13 protein-coding genes are annotated in these 17,334 nt (G+C 45.3%); 3 read left to right on the top strand and 10 right to left on the bottom strand.

Features of this window, described 5'->3' with window-relative positions:
- Positions 1–93: 93 nt before the first annotated feature.
- The 8 genes from B5D26_RS13535 to B5D26_RS13500 all read right to left on the bottom strand — a co-directional run bounded on the left by B5D26_RS13535 (position 94) and on the right by B5D26_RS13500 (position 8,459).
- Positions 94–1,719, bottom strand: a complete 1,626-nt coding sequence (locus tag B5D26_RS13535) for an AAA family ATPase (protein WP_159445668.1) — start codon at positions 1,717–1,719, stop codon at positions 94–96.
- Between the two features lie 135 nt (positions 1,720–1,854).
- Positions 1,855–2,949, bottom strand: a complete 1,095-nt coding sequence (gene aroB, locus B5D26_RS13530; protein WP_078746273.1) for a 3-dehydroquinate synthase — start codon at positions 2,947–2,949, stop codon at positions 1,855–1,857.
- Between the two features lie 10 nt (positions 2,950–2,959).
- A complete protein-coding gene (aroK, locus tag B5D26_RS13525; RefSeq protein WP_078746256.1) occupies positions 2,960–3,481 on the bottom strand; it encodes a shikimate kinase AroK in 522 nt (173 codons plus the stop codon).
- Positions 3,482–3,505: 24 nt separating this feature from the next.
- A complete protein-coding gene (gene pilQ / locus B5D26_RS13520) occupies positions 3,506–5,548 on the bottom strand; it encodes a type IV pilus secretin PilQ (protein ID WP_159445667.1) in 2,043 nt (680 codons plus the stop codon).
- A gap of 53 nt (positions 5,549–5,601) precedes the next feature.
- Complete coding sequence (locus tag B5D26_RS13515; protein ID WP_078746254.1) at positions 5,602–6,189, bottom strand: pilus assembly protein PilP; 588 nt, start codon at positions 6,187–6,189, stop codon at positions 5,602–5,604.
- Complete coding sequence (locus B5D26_RS13510) at positions 6,186–6,836, bottom strand: type IV pilus inner membrane component PilO (RefSeq protein ID WP_078746253.1); 651 nt, start codon at positions 6,834–6,836, stop codon at positions 6,186–6,188. Before B5D26_RS13510 ends, B5D26_RS13515 begins: the two co-directional genes overlap by 4 nt.
- Positions 6,833–7,396: a PilN domain-containing protein gene (locus B5D26_RS13505; protein ID WP_078746252.1), complete on the bottom strand. Its 564-nt coding sequence runs from the start codon at positions 7,394–7,396 to the stop codon at positions 6,833–6,835. The genes B5D26_RS13510 and B5D26_RS13505 overlap by 4 nt, the downstream gene beginning before the upstream one ends.
- Positions 7,383–8,459: a pilus assembly protein PilM gene (locus tag B5D26_RS13500; RefSeq protein ID WP_234985303.1), complete on the bottom strand. Its 1,077-nt coding sequence runs from the start codon at positions 8,457–8,459 to the stop codon at positions 7,383–7,385. The genes B5D26_RS13505 and B5D26_RS13500 overlap by 14 nt, the downstream gene beginning before the upstream one ends.
- Before the next feature lie 168 nt (positions 8,460–8,627).
- On the opposite strand from B5D26_RS13500, the gene B5D26_RS13495 reads away from it, so the two are divergent.
- A complete protein-coding gene (locus B5D26_RS13495; protein ID WP_078746251.1) occupies positions 8,628–11,159 on the top strand; it encodes a penicillin-binding protein 1A in 2,532 nt (843 codons plus the stop codon).
- Between the two features lie 134 nt (positions 11,160–11,293).
- Here the strand turns inward: B5D26_RS13495 and B5D26_RS13490 are convergent, their stop codons facing one another.
- Both B5D26_RS13490 and rpmE read right to left on the bottom strand, forming a co-directional pair.
- On the bottom strand, positions 11,294–12,538 hold the full coding sequence (locus B5D26_RS13490; protein WP_078746250.1) for a malic enzyme-like NAD(P)-binding protein: 1,245 nt from the start codon (positions 12,536–12,538) through the stop codon (positions 11,294–11,296).
- 239 nt (positions 12,539–12,777) lie between these two features.
- The gene (rpmE, locus tag B5D26_RS13485; RefSeq protein WP_078746249.1) at positions 12,778–12,993 is read right to left on the bottom strand and encodes a 50S ribosomal protein L31; all 216 of its coding nucleotides are present in this window, start codon (positions 12,991–12,993) and stop codon (positions 12,778–12,780) included.
- A 159-nt stretch (positions 12,994–13,152) separates the two neighbouring features.
- Between rpmE and B5D26_RS13480 the strand changes: the two genes are divergently transcribed.
- Positions 13,153–15,414, top strand: a complete 2,262-nt coding sequence (locus B5D26_RS13480) for a primosomal protein N' (protein ID WP_078746248.1) — start codon at positions 13,153–13,155, stop codon at positions 15,412–15,414.
- A gap of 152 nt (positions 15,415–15,566) precedes the next feature.
- Positions 15,567–17,330, top strand: a complete 1,764-nt coding sequence (gene argS / locus B5D26_RS13475) for an arginine--tRNA ligase (RefSeq protein ID WP_078746247.1) — start codon at positions 15,567–15,569, stop codon at positions 17,328–17,330.
- Positions 17,331–17,334 lie beyond the last annotated feature (4 nt).

Raw genomic sequence — 17,334 nt, 5'->3', positions numbered from 1 at the left:
TGGCAAAAGGTCTAGTTTGTTGTGGAATATCCGGCAACATCAGGTGTTTTTAGATGATTCTGCTGTTGCCGGAAAGAGTTTTGGAGGGAGTAACTATTTCTTTTTGATGTCGGCTTGAACGCTTGCAATGCTACGCGCCCAAGGTTTGCGGTCTTGAATATCTTTAGGCAGTTTGCTGATACTGGCAATAGCAGTATCACGATTCTGGTACTCGCCTTGTATGACCACAAACCAAGCTTTGTCTTTGTATAGGGTTTCGAAGTAGCGCACGCCACTTTTGTCACTTAATCCGTCGATAAACTTGATTGCGCTCTCTTCCAAGTGGATACCCAATAGCTGTAGGGTGTATTGAGTGCCTTTTAGTTTAAGTAGGGCTTCCTCTTGTTTGTAAGGGCTAGTTACAACGGCTGGTACAGGGTTGCTTGATTGCACGGCAACGGTTGGTTGTGCTTTTGTTTCTAGCTTTGGTTTGTCCTCCACTGTCGCTAGCTTGGGTGCTGTACTGATGGCGGTGGAGGGAGCTGTAGGCTGAGGTTTGCTATTTAATAGTTCTTCGTCAGCAGCACGCTTATCTTTTGTCGTGTCGCTTTCGGTCTGAGGGAATACAGGTTTGATAATTGTGACGGACTCTTGGTCAGTATTAGCTGCACTATCTTCTGACAATACAGTGTTATCTGCGATAGTTTCTTCGGCAGGGTGAGCCAAGCGGTTTAGATCCGTAAGCGGAGTGTTCTCTGCTACTTTGCTAGTTTCTGAGCTTGATAGAAAATCATCCTGATATAGAAACGCGCCGATTAATAGTGATGCAACAACAGCTAGCGCAGTGATATGCCAAATAGGAATTGGGCTAGATTTACGTGCAGGTTTGTCTTTGGTTGGTGCCGTAACCTGAGGCTTGGCAGCTGCTTTTTTGGGGCTGGACTTAGGTGCAGCGCTTGGCTTCATGCCGGTAATCTTGGCAACTTTTTGCAAGCCCTCAGGATCTGTTAGTGCCAAGTTGGTCATACGGTTGATCTGGCCGGGTACCCCGCCTGATGCGCGAATAATATCGGCTTTAGCTGTTTCGCTGATGTGGTTAAGTAAACTTACAGCGCTAAGGCGATATTCAAGGTAACCCCAAGCTTCTTCTGTGCCAAAAGGCTCTAGCTTTAAGTGGTGTCCTATTGCGGTGAAGCGTTCTTTTAACCGAGATGCCCTTAGCTTCTCAATCAACTCTTCAGAGCCTAACAATAGAATATGTGGCCGTTTATTTTCATCGTCATCAGATAACAAGATAATCAACAGTTCCAAAGTTTCACTGCTGAGTTGCTCCGCGTCATCAATAACGATTAAGCAAGTCTGCCCGTCACGATGCAGCTGTGCTAAATATTGTTTCAGTTTCTGTAGGTATTGGTTTAGATCAGTTTGCTTGCTTAAACCAAGGCCTAGGCTTTGAGAAAGCTCGCCCATTAAGCCTTGTGCGGCAATAACTCTGTCTGCGGCAAAATCACAAATTTGAACACCAGAGTCCATTGTCTCTAGTATTTTGCGTTTAATTAAGCTTTTTCCAGAGCCTTCTTGACCTGTGATGGTTAATAGCAAGTTGCTATAACGGCTAAGGTGGCCCACCAGCTCAATTACCTGGCTGTGCTGCTGTGCCGGAAAAAACAGAGTTTCCTCAATCACGCCGTCGGTTACTGAAGGGGTAATTGGAGTAAAGGAGATGTCGTCTCCAGACATGCCTGAATCCTTATTTTTTCTGTTGTTTCCGAACATAGACGATTTAATCCCGCTGCGATGCTACTGGCAACTGTTCTTAGATTAATTAAAGTCCCAGATAATAGGCTGTTATGCCATTTTCTGGAAGGGTTCAGTCTAAATTTGTCCCAGCTGAACGCCTGAATTCAAGGTTTTCATCAAGTTATCTTGATTAAACTGGTTGGTAATGACCGCTTGGCCAATTTTGTGCAGCAGCACCAAGCGCAAGCTGCCATCTAAAACTTTTTTATCCACAGCCATATGTTGTAAGAAGGCTTGTGCTGACATGTCGCTTGGCGCAACGATTGGCAAGTTTGCTGAAATTAGAATATCTCTGACAGCTTTAACATCCTCAGCACTTAGCCAGCCTTCCCGCTGAGACAGCTCAGCGGCCATTAGCATGCCTGTTGCAACAGCTTCTCCGTGCAGCCATTTACCATAGCCTTGCTCTGTTTCTATGGCATGGCCAAATGTATGGCCTAAGTTCAATGTGGCACGAACACCTGTTTCAGTTTCGTCCTCAGCAACCACGCTAGCTTTATTCAGGCAAGAGCGGTAAACCGCTTCAGCAAGGGTATTGTCATTTTGGTTAAGTAGTGCAGGCATATTAATATTGAGCCACTGAAAAAACTCAGGGTCACAAATAAGGCCGTACTTGATGACTTCAGCAATACCTGCGGCTAGCTCGCGTTCTGGCAATGTCTTCAAAACTTGAGTATCTGCGAGTACGGCTTTTGGCTGCCAAAAAGCCCCGATCATATTTTTGCCAAGAGGGTGATTAACACCGGTCTTACCGCCTACAGATGAGTCAACTTGAGATAGCAAGGTTGTTGGGATCTGAATAAAACTCACGCCGCGCTGATAGGCTGATGCTGCAAATCCCGTCATATCGCCAATCACACCACCGCCTAAAGCAATTAATGTGCAGGTACGGTTAAAGCGATTTTTTAACAGGCCATCAAAAATATGATTCACGTATTCTAGGGTTTTGTATTGCTCACCATCTGGCAGAATGACTTCTGCTACTTGATATTGATCTCCGAGAGTCGCTTTCAGTTGCGCTAAGTACAAGGGTGCAACCGTTGTGTTACTGACAATCATAACCTGCTTGCCAACAATATGAGGGCGAAGAAGGTCAGCTTGTGTCAACAGATTGTTGCCAATGTAAATGGGATAACTACGATCACCTAGATCAACATTCAATGTTTGCAGCATGTATAGCTCACAGAGAGTTCAGTTTTTTCATAATGGTGCGCACAACACTTTTGGGTGATTGGCGATCTGTATTGACAATAATGTCGGCGGCCTCTCGGTAAAGTGGGTCGCGCACCTCAAATAGTGCTTTGAGCACTGCTTCGGGGTTTTCAGTTTGTAGCAGTGGTCGATTCTTATCTTTGGCTGTGCGCTGTAACTGTTGCGCAACCGTTGTATGTAGATAAATCACCGTACTGTATTTACCGATAATATCCCTGTTTTCTGGCTTCAGAATCGCACCACCACCTGTTGCCATTACGATATTGTCTGGCGCCTCAAGTAGTTCTGCGATTGTCTGTGTCTCACGTTTGCGGAAACCTTCCTCCCCTTCTTTATCAAAAATCCAAGGGATATTGGCGCCACAGCGTGCTTCGATTTCTCGATCAGAATCAAAAAAATTCAGGCCAAGTTCTGTTGCTAATAAACGGCCGATGGTGCTTTTGCCTGCGCCCATCGGTCCAACTAGGACGATAGTGTGGTTATAGTGCATGAAGTTCTATGCTGAATGATCATGTCAGTTCAGGCTGATGCTATTTTCAATCAGCCTGGGCGTAATAAATATCAGTAATTCTACTTTTTCTTGGGATTTTTCGGAACGGCGGAATAGTGCGCCTAACAAAGGAATATCGCCCAGAACCGGAATCTTGTAATTCTGATCGAATGACTCGGAGGTGTAAATCCCACCTAAGACAATGGTTTCGCCATTGTTAACCAGTACTTGAGTTTCAATGGCGTTGGTGTCAATGGCTGGCGCGCCGTCAAACTCTTGCTTACCTAAAGCATCCTGAGTGATTTTTAGGTCCATAATGATATGTTCATCAGGTGTAATCTGTGGTGTCACTTCAAGCGCTAATACAGCATCTTTGAACGCAATTTTAGTGCCGCCAGAAGATGATTCTTCACGGTAAGGAATCTGTTTGCCTGACTTAATCAGCGCTTTACGTTTGTTGGCGGTAATCACTTTAGGTTGAGAGATAATCTCACCTTTGCCCTCGCTGGCTAGTGCGGCCAGCTCCATATCAACCAGAATGTTGGCATCCGCATAACCCAAAGCAAATGTGCCGGAACCGGGGTTGAAGTTGGTATAACCACCAGAGCGACTGCTGAGATCAACGGTTAGATCGTTGTTACCTAGTTTGGCGAGTCCCTTATCAATGGCTGCGTTGGCGCCACCACCCCAGCGCACACCCAGCTCGCTGCCAATATTACTTCTGGCTATCACAATGCGGGCTTCAATCAGTACCTGTTGTACGGGGACATCTAATTCGTTAATAACAGATTTAATGGCTTCTAAAGAGCTTGGAACATCTTGCAGTAAAATGGTGTTGGTGCGTTCATCCACTAACGCCCTGCCACGCTTGGATAATAAGCCGCCACCAGTGCCTTCTGCACCGTTTAATATCAATGCCATATCAGAGGCTTTTGCATATTTGATTTGTAGAAATTCTGAACTTAATGCGGCCAGCTCTTTATTCTCTTGGCTGGCTTTAAGCTCTTCTTTTTCTCGCTCGTTAAGCTCGTTGGCTGGCGCAACTAATAACACGTTACCTGATTGGCGGCTGGCTAATCCTTTGCTGTCCATTACTAACTGTAAGGCTTGATCCCAAGGTACTTGCTCTAACCTTAAGGTGACATTGCCTTGAACGCTGTCGCTAGTAACTAAATTAAGTCCTGTTGTTTCTGCAATGATTTGCAGAATTGCGCGAACATCAATGTTTTGAAAGTTCAGGGAAAGCTTTTTACCGCTATAAGGAAATTTTTGTTTAAATTGTGCTTCTTTCTCGGCTTCGGTAATAGGTTTTACGTCAAGGGTTAATAATTGGCCTGTTTGATAGGCCATATAGTTGTAATGGCCGCGCAGCTTGATAAAAAACTGAGCCTCTGATCCTTTTTGTTGTACGGTGATGTTTTCAATAGGGGTTGCGAAGTCCATCACGTCTAATACCCTTCGCAGTGCTCTTGGCAGTTCAGCTTGCTGAAATGTTAGTAATAATGTTTCATTATCTAGCGGCTTAAGCTGAAAATCGGTATCTGCGTGTTCTAGTTGGATTAGCAGCTGTCCTTCATTATTGGTCCCTTTTCTGAAGTCGATATCACGAATTGAAGGTGCTTTTAAACTGCTTTCTGTACTGATATTAGTGTTTCTTTGAGCCTTTGATGCAACGATGACAGGTTGCTTGTGGCCTAGCTCAATTTTAATCTGACGGCCTTTGTTGATGGTTTGAAATGATACAGAGCGCTCAAGTTTAACAACTAGGCGGGTTCTATTGCCCGCCTGAAGGGCGGTAATACTTTCAACAACACCCTTTTGATATTGGTATTGCTTTTGAGGCAGGTGGTTGGATGTGTTAAAGAGGTCAATGACCAGTCGAGCAGGGTTGTCGGTTTGGTAGCTTTGTACTTTGGCAGCAGGATGGTCCAGCTCCATAGTGATCTCAGTGAGCTGACCTTCAGTTTGACGCAAATCCATTGTTTTAAGCGCAGCACCCTCTCCATAACTAAATGGTGCGATCAGTAGCAAAACGCTAAATAGCAGTTGGCGCAATAGTATATGCATCCGTATCGTTCCTGATGAGGGCTGATCCTTGGGTTGCCTTGGTCGTTCCATTGTCACTGTTCACTACCCACCAGCTTGATCTGTCGTGGACGTTTAATCCAGCCACCTAGCTCATCCTGTACAATCTCTTCAAGTAAAATAGCTTGCGAAGTGACGTTAAGAATCTTACCAAAATCTTGGCCTAAATGTTGCCCTATTGTAACTTTATATACTTTGCCTTGAGCATCTTGAATTAATGCTGAAGCCTCTTTTTCATCTGCAAACTGAATTGTGCCTACCATGCTGAAGCTCTCTAAAGGCAAAAGCTCAAGTTCTGTTTTTTGACGAGAAAGATCAGGTTTCTGTTGGCTGCCTTTTTGCTGGTGGTTTGCTTCGGTTGTGAAGTTCAGCTGAAATGGGTTGCGCAATGCACTGGCGGTATAGCTTTCCGGCTGATACTTAGGTGCTAGGGGTAGGGCTTCAATATTGCCCGATGGCCGATTTTTGATCTGCTCCAACTTGTTACGTAGCTCATCTAATGAGTGCTGTGGACTACAGGCTGATAGCGCCAACAAAGAAAGACCGATTACTACCAGTGCGGATAGAAAATACCGATAGCTGAAATGCATATTAAAACCTGACGCAGCACGGTTTCGACTCATGGCTTTAGATCTCCGTTAGAGTCGGTTTTTTTGCTGTGATAAGCCTTAGCACGCACGCTTAGCTTGAGTTGTTCTTGGTCTGGTGTAATAGAAAACTCATGTAAAGTCACGATACGCTCTAAGCCAATAATGCCTGCGATAAATAGGCTGATGTTGTGAAAGTTTCCAACCACGTCTAGCTGCATTGGTTGTGCTAAATAAAGAGGGTAATCTTCTTCTGGCAAAAGCTTTAGAGAGCGAATGTCTACTCGATTGACTTGAGCTTGTTCGCCTATTTTTTCTATTAATTCAGGTACTTGGCTATTGTTAGGTAGTTGCGTGGCAAGCGCCTCAATTTGGCTGCTAATTTTACGCATTTGCTCTTGATAGGCCGCCAAATTTGCACCTTGAAATGCTTTGATCTCAAATGTTTGGATCAGCTCTGGCTCTTGCTTTCGGAGTTGCTTTAGCTCCGACTGTAATGGCGAAAGGTAAAGGAAGTACCCCAATATTAAAGCGATAACGAAAACAAGAATACTGGCGCTTATTCGTCCTGCTAAAGGCCAAGATCCCGCTGATTTAAAATCAATATCGTTGAGGTCAACTTGAGCCAAGTATACTTGTATCGCTTTTAGGTCAATGCTCTTTTTTTGAGATTTGGCATTCATTTGGCCGAAGTCTCCTTTTGCACTGGCTCTGCTTTTGATATTTGCAAGGTGAATTGGCTAAAGCCTGTATTTATTTGGCTGGTGCTAACATCGGTTAATAGCGGTTCTTTCATTAGCTCTGAATGGGCAAGATGGCGCATTAAATCGGAAATTTGACGATTATTTTTTGCCTCACCTTTTATAATTAAATAACCATCAGTTTGTTGAACGCTGGTGAAATATAAATCGTCAACAGCAGCACGAGCCAGTAAGTTGAGCTGACTGACAATATGGCTTCGATCAGATTGCAATTGATGCACTATGTCTATCCATGCCAATAATGTACTGCGCTGTTTGCGTAGCGCTTGCACCTCTTTAATTTCGCTATTCTGCTGTTCAATCTGTAATCGAATAAAGTTATTGCGATTTTGTTGTGTCTGCTGCTGCTGTTTGATCAGTTGAGCTACACCTGCAATCAAAAGCACAGCAACCAATACTACCAATACCAATATGCGAATAAACTGCTGTTGGCGCTGTTGGCGCTGCTCTTCACGCCAAGGTAGTAGATTAATCCGAGGCATTATCAAGATTCCTCATGGCTAATCCAAAGGCAACTAGGAGTGCTGGAGCATCATTGTTTAAAGCTTCTTTGCTAATGCGCGGGTTGATGTTAGTGAGTAGGAATGGGTTGGCAACGGAACAAGGTACGCCTAAGTACTCTTTGACAACGCTGGCCAAGCCTAGAGTCGCAGAGCTGCCGCCAGCTAGCAAAATATAATCAATATTATTAAAAGCACTTGAAGAGTAGAAAAGCTGTAAGGAGCGGTTTATTTGCTGTACGGCTGCTTGCTGGAAGGGAATCAGAACCTCATGCTGGTATTCAGGTGGTAAGCCCCCTTTCTTTTTAGCAAATCCGGCATCAGCAAATGACAAGTTAAAGCGACGCATGATCTCATCTGTGAGTTGTTTACCTCCAAATACTTGATCTCTACTGTAAATGATTTCACCCTGATGCAGTATGCTCAGGTTGGTCATTGTTGCGCCAATATCCACTACCGCAATGAGAGGGTCGTTGCTTGTGACTTTAAATTGGGGCTTTAATAGTGAAACCGCGCGTTCGATGGCATAGTTTTCAACATCAACCACTTTGGGAATGAGTCCGCCGTGCTTAAGAGCATCTTGTAGCTGGTCAACAGTTTCTAATCGGCAAGCGACCAATAAAATCTCATTTTTATTGGGACGACCTTTGGCTGGGCCTAGTACTTCAAAGTCCAAACTGACTTCGTTTAATGGGAATGGGATAAACTGGTCTGCTTCGATCAGTATTTGACTTTCAAGCTCTTGAGGTTGTAGTGATGCGCTAAGTTGAATTTTTCGGCTGATGACCGAGGCGCCAGAAACAGCAGCAACAGTGTGTCGGGTGCTTGGTTTTGCGCGTTCTACCACTAGTTTGATTGCTTCGCCAACTTGTTCTGGATCTTGGATTTTTCGTTCAACAACGGCAAGGGCCGGTAGCGCAGCAACGCCATAGCTTTCAATCTCAAGGCGACCATTGCGGCTGCTAAGTTCAAGAAGCTTGACTGATGAACTGCTGATATCCAATCCCAGCATGTTCTGTTTTTTACCGCGAAAAAAATCAAACAAAGGTACAATCCTTGTGTTTATTCAGCTCGTTATGTTACTGAAAAGTAACGGCGAGAATTAAATAATGTTTAATTACTCGCTGCAATTGGAATCTATCGCTCAGCATTCCTATAATGGCAGCTTTGCTGGCAAATGTGCAGCTTGGTATAAAATGGAATTCATCTGTTCATGCGGATCACATTGAATATTTTAAAATGGTTCAGCTACATGCTGTTATTGGGGGTTGCTGGTGCAGCCGCAGTCGCTTTTAGCATACTGTTGTATCTGACACCTCAACTACCTGATATAGAGCAGTTAAAAGACGTTCAGCTGCAAACACCTCTGCGTATTTTTACGCAAGACAACAAACTTATTGCAGAGTTTGGTGAGAAGCGTCGTACGCCTGTGACTTATGAGCAAATTCCAAGTGCATTTATTCAGGCCATTTTAGCAGCAGAAGATACCAGTTTTTATTCACATTCGGGTATTGATATTAAAGGCTTGGCGCGAGCATTTGTACAGCTGGCGCAAACAGGCCATATTCAATCTGGTGGTAGTACTATTACCATGCAGGTGGCACGTAACTATTTGCTGACTCTAGATCAAACGTTTACTCGGAAATTTAAAGAGATTCTAATCTCATTGCAGATGGAGCAAATCCTCAGCAAGCAAGAGATTATGGAGCTTTACGTTAATAAAATTTACTTGGGTAATCGTGCTTACGGTATTGATGCTGCGGCAGAAGTTTATTATGCCAAAGAGTTACATGAGCTTAGTCTCGCTCAGCTGGCCATGATCGCAGGCTTGCCTAAAGCCCCTTCTCGTTATAACCCCATCGCTAATCCTCGCCGTGCTTTGTTGCGCCGCAACTGGATTATTCAGCGTATGTATGATCTGCAAATGATAGATTTCTCAACTTATGATCAAGCGGTTCGAGAGCCCATTAGTGCTAAGTATCATGGTTTAAAGCCAGAAGTTGAGGCGCCTTATGTCGCTGAAATGATTCGTGCACAGGTAGGTGCGCAGCTTGGAGAAGAGGCGCTTTATACAGCAGGCTATCGAGTGTATACAACGATTGATAGTAAGGCACAGGAAGCCGCTAATAGTGCGCTGGTCAATGGTCTGCTTGCTTATGATAAGCGTCACGGGTGGCGCAAAGATCAGGTCATCAATGTGCCACAGGTTCTAGCCAGTACGCAAATTGAGGCATCAGCTACAGTACAGTCTGTTGAGGGTGAGCTAGACCTAGGCTTGGGTCAGGGGTTGGGTGCTTCAGAGGGGGCTTCTATTGGTGAAAATATCAGCAATTGGTTAAAAGTGCTGCGAGAAACCCCTTCTTACGGCCGCTTAACTCCAGCAATTGTTACGCTAGCTGAGGGGCAGAATCTGCAAGTGGTGCTGGAGAGTGGTGACTATGTCGATGTGCCTTGGGATACCATCACTTGGGCTAAGCCTTATCATAACCCTTATTGGGCTGGCCCATCGCTCAAAGCGACCAGTGATATTCTAAAGCGAGGTGATCTGATCTATGTTGAGAAAACAGAGTCGGGTTTTGCACTGTCACAACTTCCTGCTATTCAGGGGGCATTTGTTTCAATGTCGCCTGAAAATGGCCGTATGTTGGCTTTAGTAGGTGGGTTTAATTTCTATCAAAATAAATTTAACCGAGCTTATCAAGGTGGGCGGCAGGCAGGTTCTATTTTCAAGCCCTTTGTTTATACCGCAGCTCTTGAAAATGGTTTTACCGCAGCGTCAATTATCAATGATGCTCCCGTGGTATTTGATGATAAAGAGTTAGAGTCAACATGGCGTCCAAGTAACTCCAGTGGCAAATTTTATGGCCCTACTCGTTTACGTCATGCGCTGTATAAGTCTCGAAATTTAGTATCTATTCGCATTTTAAGAGCAATCGGCGTGAAAGATGCTATACAGTTTGCCAGTCGCTTTGGCTTCAACCCAGAGCAACTCCCTAAGGATCTGTCTTTAGCATTAGGAAGTGCTACCTTATCGCCATTTGAAATGGCTTCAGCCTATGCTGTGATTGCTAATGGTGGTTTTAAAGTAGAGCCTTATTTCATTGAGCGTATTGAAAATAGTGCTGGTGAGTTATTGTTTGAGGCAACTCCGCCAGTGGTGTGTCGTAGCTGTGACCCGTCGGTAACAGAGGTGGTGACAGACGATAAAGTTCGGCCTGTGGCACAGCGCGTTGCGGATGAGCGCAGTATTTATATCATGCACACGATGTTAAAAGACGTAATTACTCAAGGCACAGGGCAGCATGCGAAGTCTTTAGGACGCGGCGATGTTGCAGGTAAGACAGGCACTACAAACGATCAAAAAGATGCTTGGTTCTCAGGTTTTAATCAGGATGTTGTTGCGACAGCATGGGTTGGTTTTGATCAGCCGGAAACAATTGCTGAATATGGTAGTAAAGCTGCGCTGCCTATCTGGACTGATTTTATGTCTGTGGTTTTAGCTGGCAAGCCTGAACGTAGTATGGCTCAACCATCTGGAATTGTTACCGTGCGTATTGATCCTGAAACGGGTAACCGGGCGCGCCCAGGTCAGCAGAATGCCATTTTCGAAGTGTTCAAAGTTGAGAACGTACCGCAGGAGCTACAATCTGAGAGTATAGAGCCTAGTAGCGAGCGCGAGCTGATACAGGGTGGTCCTTCGGCACCAGTGCAAGAAGATGTGCCTGCTGCTGAGGCATTGTTTTGATCGGTCTTGTACGTTGCAGATAAAAGATAAAGCTAATCTATTTAGCATAAATAAAAGAAACGGCACCCTTGTGAGGTGCCGTTTTTTTATGGCCGGAACAATTGTCGGTTAGACAATCTCAAGCACGGTCTGACTTATAGTGGGTAGTGTTCAGGGTAAGGCAGACGAGCCACGCCAGAGTCAACGGCGGCTTTAGCAACAGCAGACGCTACGGCATTCAGCAGACGAGTATCTGTTGGTTTTGGAATGATGTACTGAGGGCCAAATTCTAGCTCGATACCGTTGTAAGCATCTTTAACTTCCTGAGTAACTGGGAGTTTTGCTAGATCTTTAATGGCGTGTGCTGCTGCCAATTTCATCTCTTCGTTGATGCGGCGTGCACGCACGTCTAGCGCACCACGGAAGATGAACGGGAAGCCCAGTACATTGTTCACCTGGTTTGGATAGTCAGAACGACCCGTTGCCATAATCAAATCATCACGAGTGGCATTAGCCAGTTCTGGGCTGATTTCTGGATCTGGGTTTGAGCATGCGAAAACAACAGGCTTAGATGCCATTTTCAGCAGTTGCTCTGCGCTCAGTAGGTTAGGGCCTGATAGACCAACAAATACGTCTGCGCCGTCGATCGCGTCGTCCAGTGTGCGCTTGTCTGTATCATTCGCAAACATCGCTTTGTACTGGTTAAGATCGTCACGACCTGAGTGGATCACACCCTTACGGTCTAGCATGTAGATGTTTTCGATCTTCGCGCCACAGCTGACAAGTAGCTTCATACAAGCAACAGCGGCTGCACCAGCACCTAGACAAACAATTTTAGCGGTTTCGATCGTTTTGCCTTGGATTTCCAACGCATTCAACATGCCAGCAGCTGTTACAATAGCTGTACCGTGTTGGTCATCGTGGAATACTGGAATATCACATAACTCGATTAGAGTACGCTCAATTTCAAAACACTCAGGTGCTTTAATATCTTCTAGGTTAATGCCACCCCAAGTGTCAGCAATACGCGCTACTGTGTCGATAAAAGCTTGTGGGCTTTCTGCGTTCACTTCGATATCAACAGAGTTGATATTCGCAAAACGTTTGAACAGTAGGCTCTTGCCTTCCATAACAGGTTTACTGGCCAATGGGCCTAAGTTACCTAGTCCTAGGATAGCGGTACCATCAGAGATAACTGCAACTAGGTTGCCTTTACCTGTGTATTTGTAGGCCAGTTCTGGGTCTCTTGCAATTTCACGAACAGGCTCGGCAACACCTGGGCTATAAGCCAAAGATAGGTCGCGAGCTGTTTGTGCAGGCTTGGTAATTTCAACGCTTAATTTGCCCGGAATCGGATTGGCGTGATAGTCCAGCGCAGCTTTTTTCAATTCTTCTGACATATTTTTATGTTCCGGTTGTTAGGGTTTAGCACTTCAGAGCATATAGAAAAAGGACAGGGGGAACAAGGCGCATATTAAACAAAAGTCAAAGAACTTTTTTTACAAGAAAAGTGCTTTTTTATGACAAAAAATAGTATTTGAATCAATATGTTGTAATTTGACTACCCTGAATATAGGGTCATATTTTAGGCATAAAAAAAGCACCAGATAGGTGCTTTTTAACGAGCGTTGTTTGCGTATTAACGAGCAATACGGCTTGCAAAACGCTGTTTGAACTTGTCAACACGACCGCCAGTAGACGCTTGCTTCTGCTTGCCAGTGTAGAACGGGTGACACTGTGAACATACGTCAACGTGTAGAGACTCGCTCTTCATAGTTGAACGCAGTTGGAAAGTGTGGCCGCAAGTACAAGTTGCAGTCAGATCTTTATATTCCGGATGGATATCTTGTTTCATTTTATGAAGCCTTATCAATGTTGAACCGCCACTTGGTCTTGCCAAGCACCGTTCAAAGTAACAGAAAACCGGTTTTCTCTTTTAGGCGGCTATAGTCTAGCGCCTAAGCAAGAGGGTGAAGCATAATAACAGAGTTTTTTTCTGAGGCAAGAGATAGGCATGACCTCGTTATTTGATGATGACCTCCCCGTAGTTCGAGTAGCATTGCCGGTGCCTTTAAGGCGTTGCTTTGACTATGTTTTGCCACCGATATTACAGCGCCATTATTTGCCCATAGGCGCGCGAGTGTTAGTGCCCTACCGTAATCAAAAAATGGTAGGGGTGGTTTGGCAGCGTAATGTTGAGCCTGATATCGCGCCTGAAAAGCTTAAAATGGTGCAAGAGTTACTGGACGATACCCCTTTGCTGGACGAGCACCAAATTGCTTTAGCAAACTGGGTGGCGCGTTATTATCATGCACCTATTGGTGAAGTACTGACTTTGATGCTGCCGACTTTATTGCGCCAAGGGGTGCCTGCTCACTTGCAGGAAGAAGTGTGTTGGCAGCTGACTAAAAGTGGTCGTCAGGTAGATCCATCTCAAATTAAAAATGCCACCAAGCAAGCCGCTTTAATCAAAGAGCTGCAAAAACATCAGCAGCCTGTTCCCGCCTCTATATTAAGAGCGCTGCACTTTACGTTAGTGCAGATGACTGCTTTAGCGGATAAAGGTTTAGCTCAAAAGGTGCTACAACCTAAAAGAGGCGCTGCAAAGGTTGATCTACTGGCGCGTGATAGCTCAGAGCCCGTTTTGGCTGAAGTGGGTCTAGCGCTTAACTCTGAACAGCAGCAAGCCGTTGATGCTGTTAAAGCCTGTTTAGATCAACATCAAACCTTCTTGTTAGAGGGGGTAACAGGGAGCGGTAAAACTGAGGTTTATCTGCAAATTATCGCGGCGGTTCTTAAGCAAAAGCGTCAGGTGTTGGTGCTGGTGCCTGAAATAGGTTTGGCTCCGCAAACGGTTGACCGCTTTAAACATCGTTTCACTGTGCCTGTTTTGACTCTGCACTCTAGCCTGAATGAAAAAGAACGTTTAGATGCATGGTTGCTGGCGCAATCTGGTAAAGCAGGTATTTTGATCGGTACGCGTTCAGCGGTATTGACGCCTTTTTATGATCTGGGCTTGATTGTAATAGATGAAGAGCATGACGCTTCTTATAAACAAGGGGATGGGATTCGTTATTCTGCCCGTGATTTGGCTTTAGTACGCGGCAATATGCTGAATATTCCAGTAGTGCTTGGCTCTGCAACTCCGGCATTGGAAACTTTGCACAATGCTAAAACTCAGCGCTATAAATGGTTGAAACTGAGTGAACGTGCGGGTAAGGCCGTAACTTTGCCGGAAATTTATCTGCATAATGTACAGCATAAAAAACTGCGCCAAGGCTTTGATTTGGGGCTGCTACCCGTGATGCGAGAGCACTTAGAGTCAGGTGGGCAAGTTTTAGTATTTATCAATCGCCGTGGTTTTGCGCCAACTTTAATGTGTCATGAATGTGGTTGGATGGCAGAGTGTCAGTCCTGCGATGCTAGGATGACGTTGCACCGTGAACCACCCAAGTTGCACTGCCATCATTGCGATGCAGTGCAAGCTATCCCGCGCCAATGTCCAAAGTGCTTTCACCCTGAGTTAAGCCCTATGGGGGCAGGAACTGAGCGAACAGAGGAAGCGTTAGAACAAGCATTTGCCGACCGGCCTGTTTATCGAGTTGACCGCGACAGCACCAGCCGAAAAGGTTCGATGGAAAAATTACTGACAGCAGTGCGATCCGGACAACCCTGTATTCTAGTGGGCACTCAAATGTTGGCGAAAGGGCATCATTTTCCTGCGGTGTCTTTAGTGTTGATATTGGATGCTGACGGTGGTTTTTATAGTTCAGATTTTCGCGGGCTAGAGCGTATGGGGCAGCTGGTCACGCAGGTTGCAGGACGGGCTGGTCGAGAGCAGCGACGTGGAAAAGTTGTTGTACAAACTCTACACCCTGAAGACCCTCTGCTGAATTTGCTGGCCGAACACCGATACCCAGAGTTTTCCGCCCAACTCTTAATGCAGCGTGAAGAGGGCTTATTGCCACCTTTTTCTTATATGGCGCTATTGAGGGCAGAAGCTCCGAAAACAGAAGACGTATCTGCGTTTTTAAACATGGCCCTAAACAGTATTGAGTCTGAGTTATCTGCATCGCCAGAGCTTGAGATAATAGGGCCAATGCCTGCACCAATGGAACGCCGTTTTGGACGTTATCATATGCAACTTTGGATTCAGTCGAGCCGTCGAGCCTCTTTACATCAGGCCTTAGAAAAGCTGGTCTGGTATATCGAACAAGATAAGTTAAGTCGAAAAGTGCGCTGGTCTCTGGATGTTGACCCTCAAGAGATGTTGTAAGGTTGTAGCGTATTGACGCTTGCTTTGAGGATTTAAAAGTAGATTTTAAAAAGCAGTTAACAGTCAGGCTCAGAAAGACGATAATAGCGGGTTATAAATTTGAAACGGGTGTAAACCCTTCCCCCTCGTTTAGTTAGCAGATCTAGGTTGAAATGAAAGAACATATTGCAGAACTGATTGGTGTCGCCATAGACACACTGAAGCAGCAGGGTGTGTTGCCCACTGACCTGACCGCTCGCGTGATGGTGGAAAACACTAAAGATAAGTCGCATGGTGACTTTGCAACCAACATCGCTTTGATGTTAGCTAAACAGGCGCGTTGTGCGCCGCGCGATTTAGCGCAAAAGTTGGTTGAAGCTTTGCCAAAGAGCGACAGCGTGACACAGGTTGATATTGCTGGTCCTGGTTTTATTAACTTTTTCGCAAGCTCTGAAACGATCAATGCAGTGGTTGGTCAGATTCTGGCGCAAAAAGAAAGCTACGGCTTAAGCCAAGTAGGTGCAAAACAACGGGTGCAGGTTGAGTTTGTATCAGCCAACCCAACTGGCCCACTGCATGTGGGTCATGGTCGCGGTGCGGCCTATGGTGCAACGATTTCTGATCTATTGGCCGCTGTTGGTTTTGATGTTTACCGTGAGTACTACGTCAATGATGCAGGTCGTCAGATGGATATTCTGGCGACTAGCGTGTGGCTACGTTACTTAGAGTTGTCGGGAGAGCGTTTAGAGTTCCCAAGTAACGGCTACAAAGGTGAGTATATTCGCGAAATCGCACGTAAGGTGCAGGATCAGTTTGGTCAAGCCTTGATCAAATCTGCAAAAGACGTTTTTGATGGCGTGAGTGCTGATGAGCCAAAAGGTGGCGATAAAGAGATCCACATTGACGAGCTAATCGCTAAAGCAAAATCGCTATTAGGTATCGTGAACTACGAAGGCCTATTTGATATTGCATTGAACGATATTCGTTGGGACATTGAAGATGACTTGGCTGAATTTGGCGTGCGTTATCAGAAATGGTTCTCAGAGCGTTCGTTAACCCGTGGCGGTGATGTTGAGAAATCGCTGAAGCTGCTACAAGATGCGGGTCACATCTACGAGCAAGAAGATGGTGCGCTTTGGTTCCGTTCGACCGCCTTTGGTGATGATAAGGATCGTTGTGTGCGCCGTGAAAATGGCATGACCACCTACTTTGCTTCTGATATTGCGTATATGAACAATAAGTTCGAGCGCGGTTTTGACAAAGTGTTGTACGTATTTGGGGCGGATCACCATGGTTATCTGCCACGTATGAAAGCCGTTTGCCAGGCGTTGGGTTATCCATTAGAGAAGCTTGATTTCCGTTTGGTACAGTTCGCGATTCTTTATCGTGGTACTGAACGTGTTCAGATGTCTACGCGCTCAGGTTCATTTGTCACCTTGCGTGAACTGCGTGATGAAGTAGGCAATGATGCTGCGCGTTTCTTCTATGTCAGCCGTAAATCTGATCAGCATATGGATTTCGATTTAGATTTGGCCAAGTCTCAATCCAAAGACAACCCTGTGTATTACATCCAATATGCTCACGCTAGGGTGTGCAGTGTGATGCGTAAGCTTGCGGAACATCAGTGGCAGTTTGATGCGGCATTGGGCTTGGCTAACTTAGATCGCTTAGACAGTGACTACGAGAAAAATCTGATGACCGCTTTGGCGCGTTATCCAGAAATTTTAGAAAACGCTGCATTAAACTATGAGCCGCATGCCTTAGCGCTGTACCTGAAAGACTTATCATCTGAATTTCACACTTGGTATAACGCCTTAAAAGTGTTGGAAGAAGACGAAGTGTTACGTAACGCGCGGTTGACTCTGAGTGATGCTGTTCGTCAAGTATTAGCAAACGGTCTAGGTCTATTAGGTGTGCAAGCGCCGGAAGAGATGTAACTGT

The organism is Oceanospirillum multiglobuliferum, assembly GCF_900167095.1.
GTDB classification, from domain to species: Bacteria; Pseudomonadota; Gammaproteobacteria; order Pseudomonadales; family Halomonadaceae; genus Oceanospirillum; species Oceanospirillum multiglobuliferum.
The sequence above is the reverse complement of the archived record's forward strand: the minus strand, read 5'-3'. Positions and strand labels throughout refer to the sequence as shown.

Excerpts from the sequence above, each read along its gene's own strand:
- B5D26_RS13535 (WP_159445668.1), bottom strand. The coding sequence starts at position 1,719 with ATGTCTGGAGACGACATCTCCTTTACTCCAATTACCCCTTCAGTAACC.
- aroK (WP_078746256.1), bottom strand. The coding sequence starts at position 3,481 with ATGCACTATAACCACACTATCGTCCTAGTTGGACCGATGGGCGCAGGC.
- pilQ (WP_159445667.1), bottom strand. The coding sequence starts at position 5,548 with ATGCATATACTATTGCGCCAACTGCTATTTAGCGTTTTGCTACTGATC.
- B5D26_RS13515 (WP_078746254.1), bottom strand. The coding sequence starts at position 6,189 with ATGAGTCGAAACCGTGCTGCGTCAGGTTTTAATATGCATTTCAGCTAT.
- B5D26_RS13510 (WP_078746253.1), bottom strand. The coding sequence starts at position 6,836 with ATGAATGCCAAATCTCAAAAAAAGAGCATTGACCTAAAAGCGATACAA.
- B5D26_RS13505 (WP_078746252.1), bottom strand. The coding sequence starts at position 7,396 with ATGCCTCGGATTAATCTACTACCTTGGCGTGAAGAGCAGCGCCAACAG.
- B5D26_RS13495 (WP_078746251.1), top strand. The coding sequence starts at position 8,628 with ATGCGGATCACATTGAATATTTTAAAATGGTTCAGCTACATGCTGTTA.
- B5D26_RS13490 (WP_078746250.1), bottom strand. The coding sequence starts at position 12,538 with ATGTCAGAAGAATTGAAAAAAGCTGCGCTGGACTATCACGCCAATCCG.
- rpmE (WP_078746249.1), bottom strand. The coding sequence starts at position 12,993 with ATGAAACAAGATATCCATCCGGAATATAAAGATCTGACTGCAACTTGT.
- B5D26_RS13480 (WP_078746248.1), top strand. The coding sequence starts at position 13,153 with ATGACCTCGTTATTTGATGATGACCTCCCCGTAGTTCGAGTAGCATTG.
- argS (WP_078746247.1), top strand. The coding sequence starts at position 15,567 with ATGAAAGAACATATTGCAGAACTGATTGGTGTCGCCATAGACACACTG.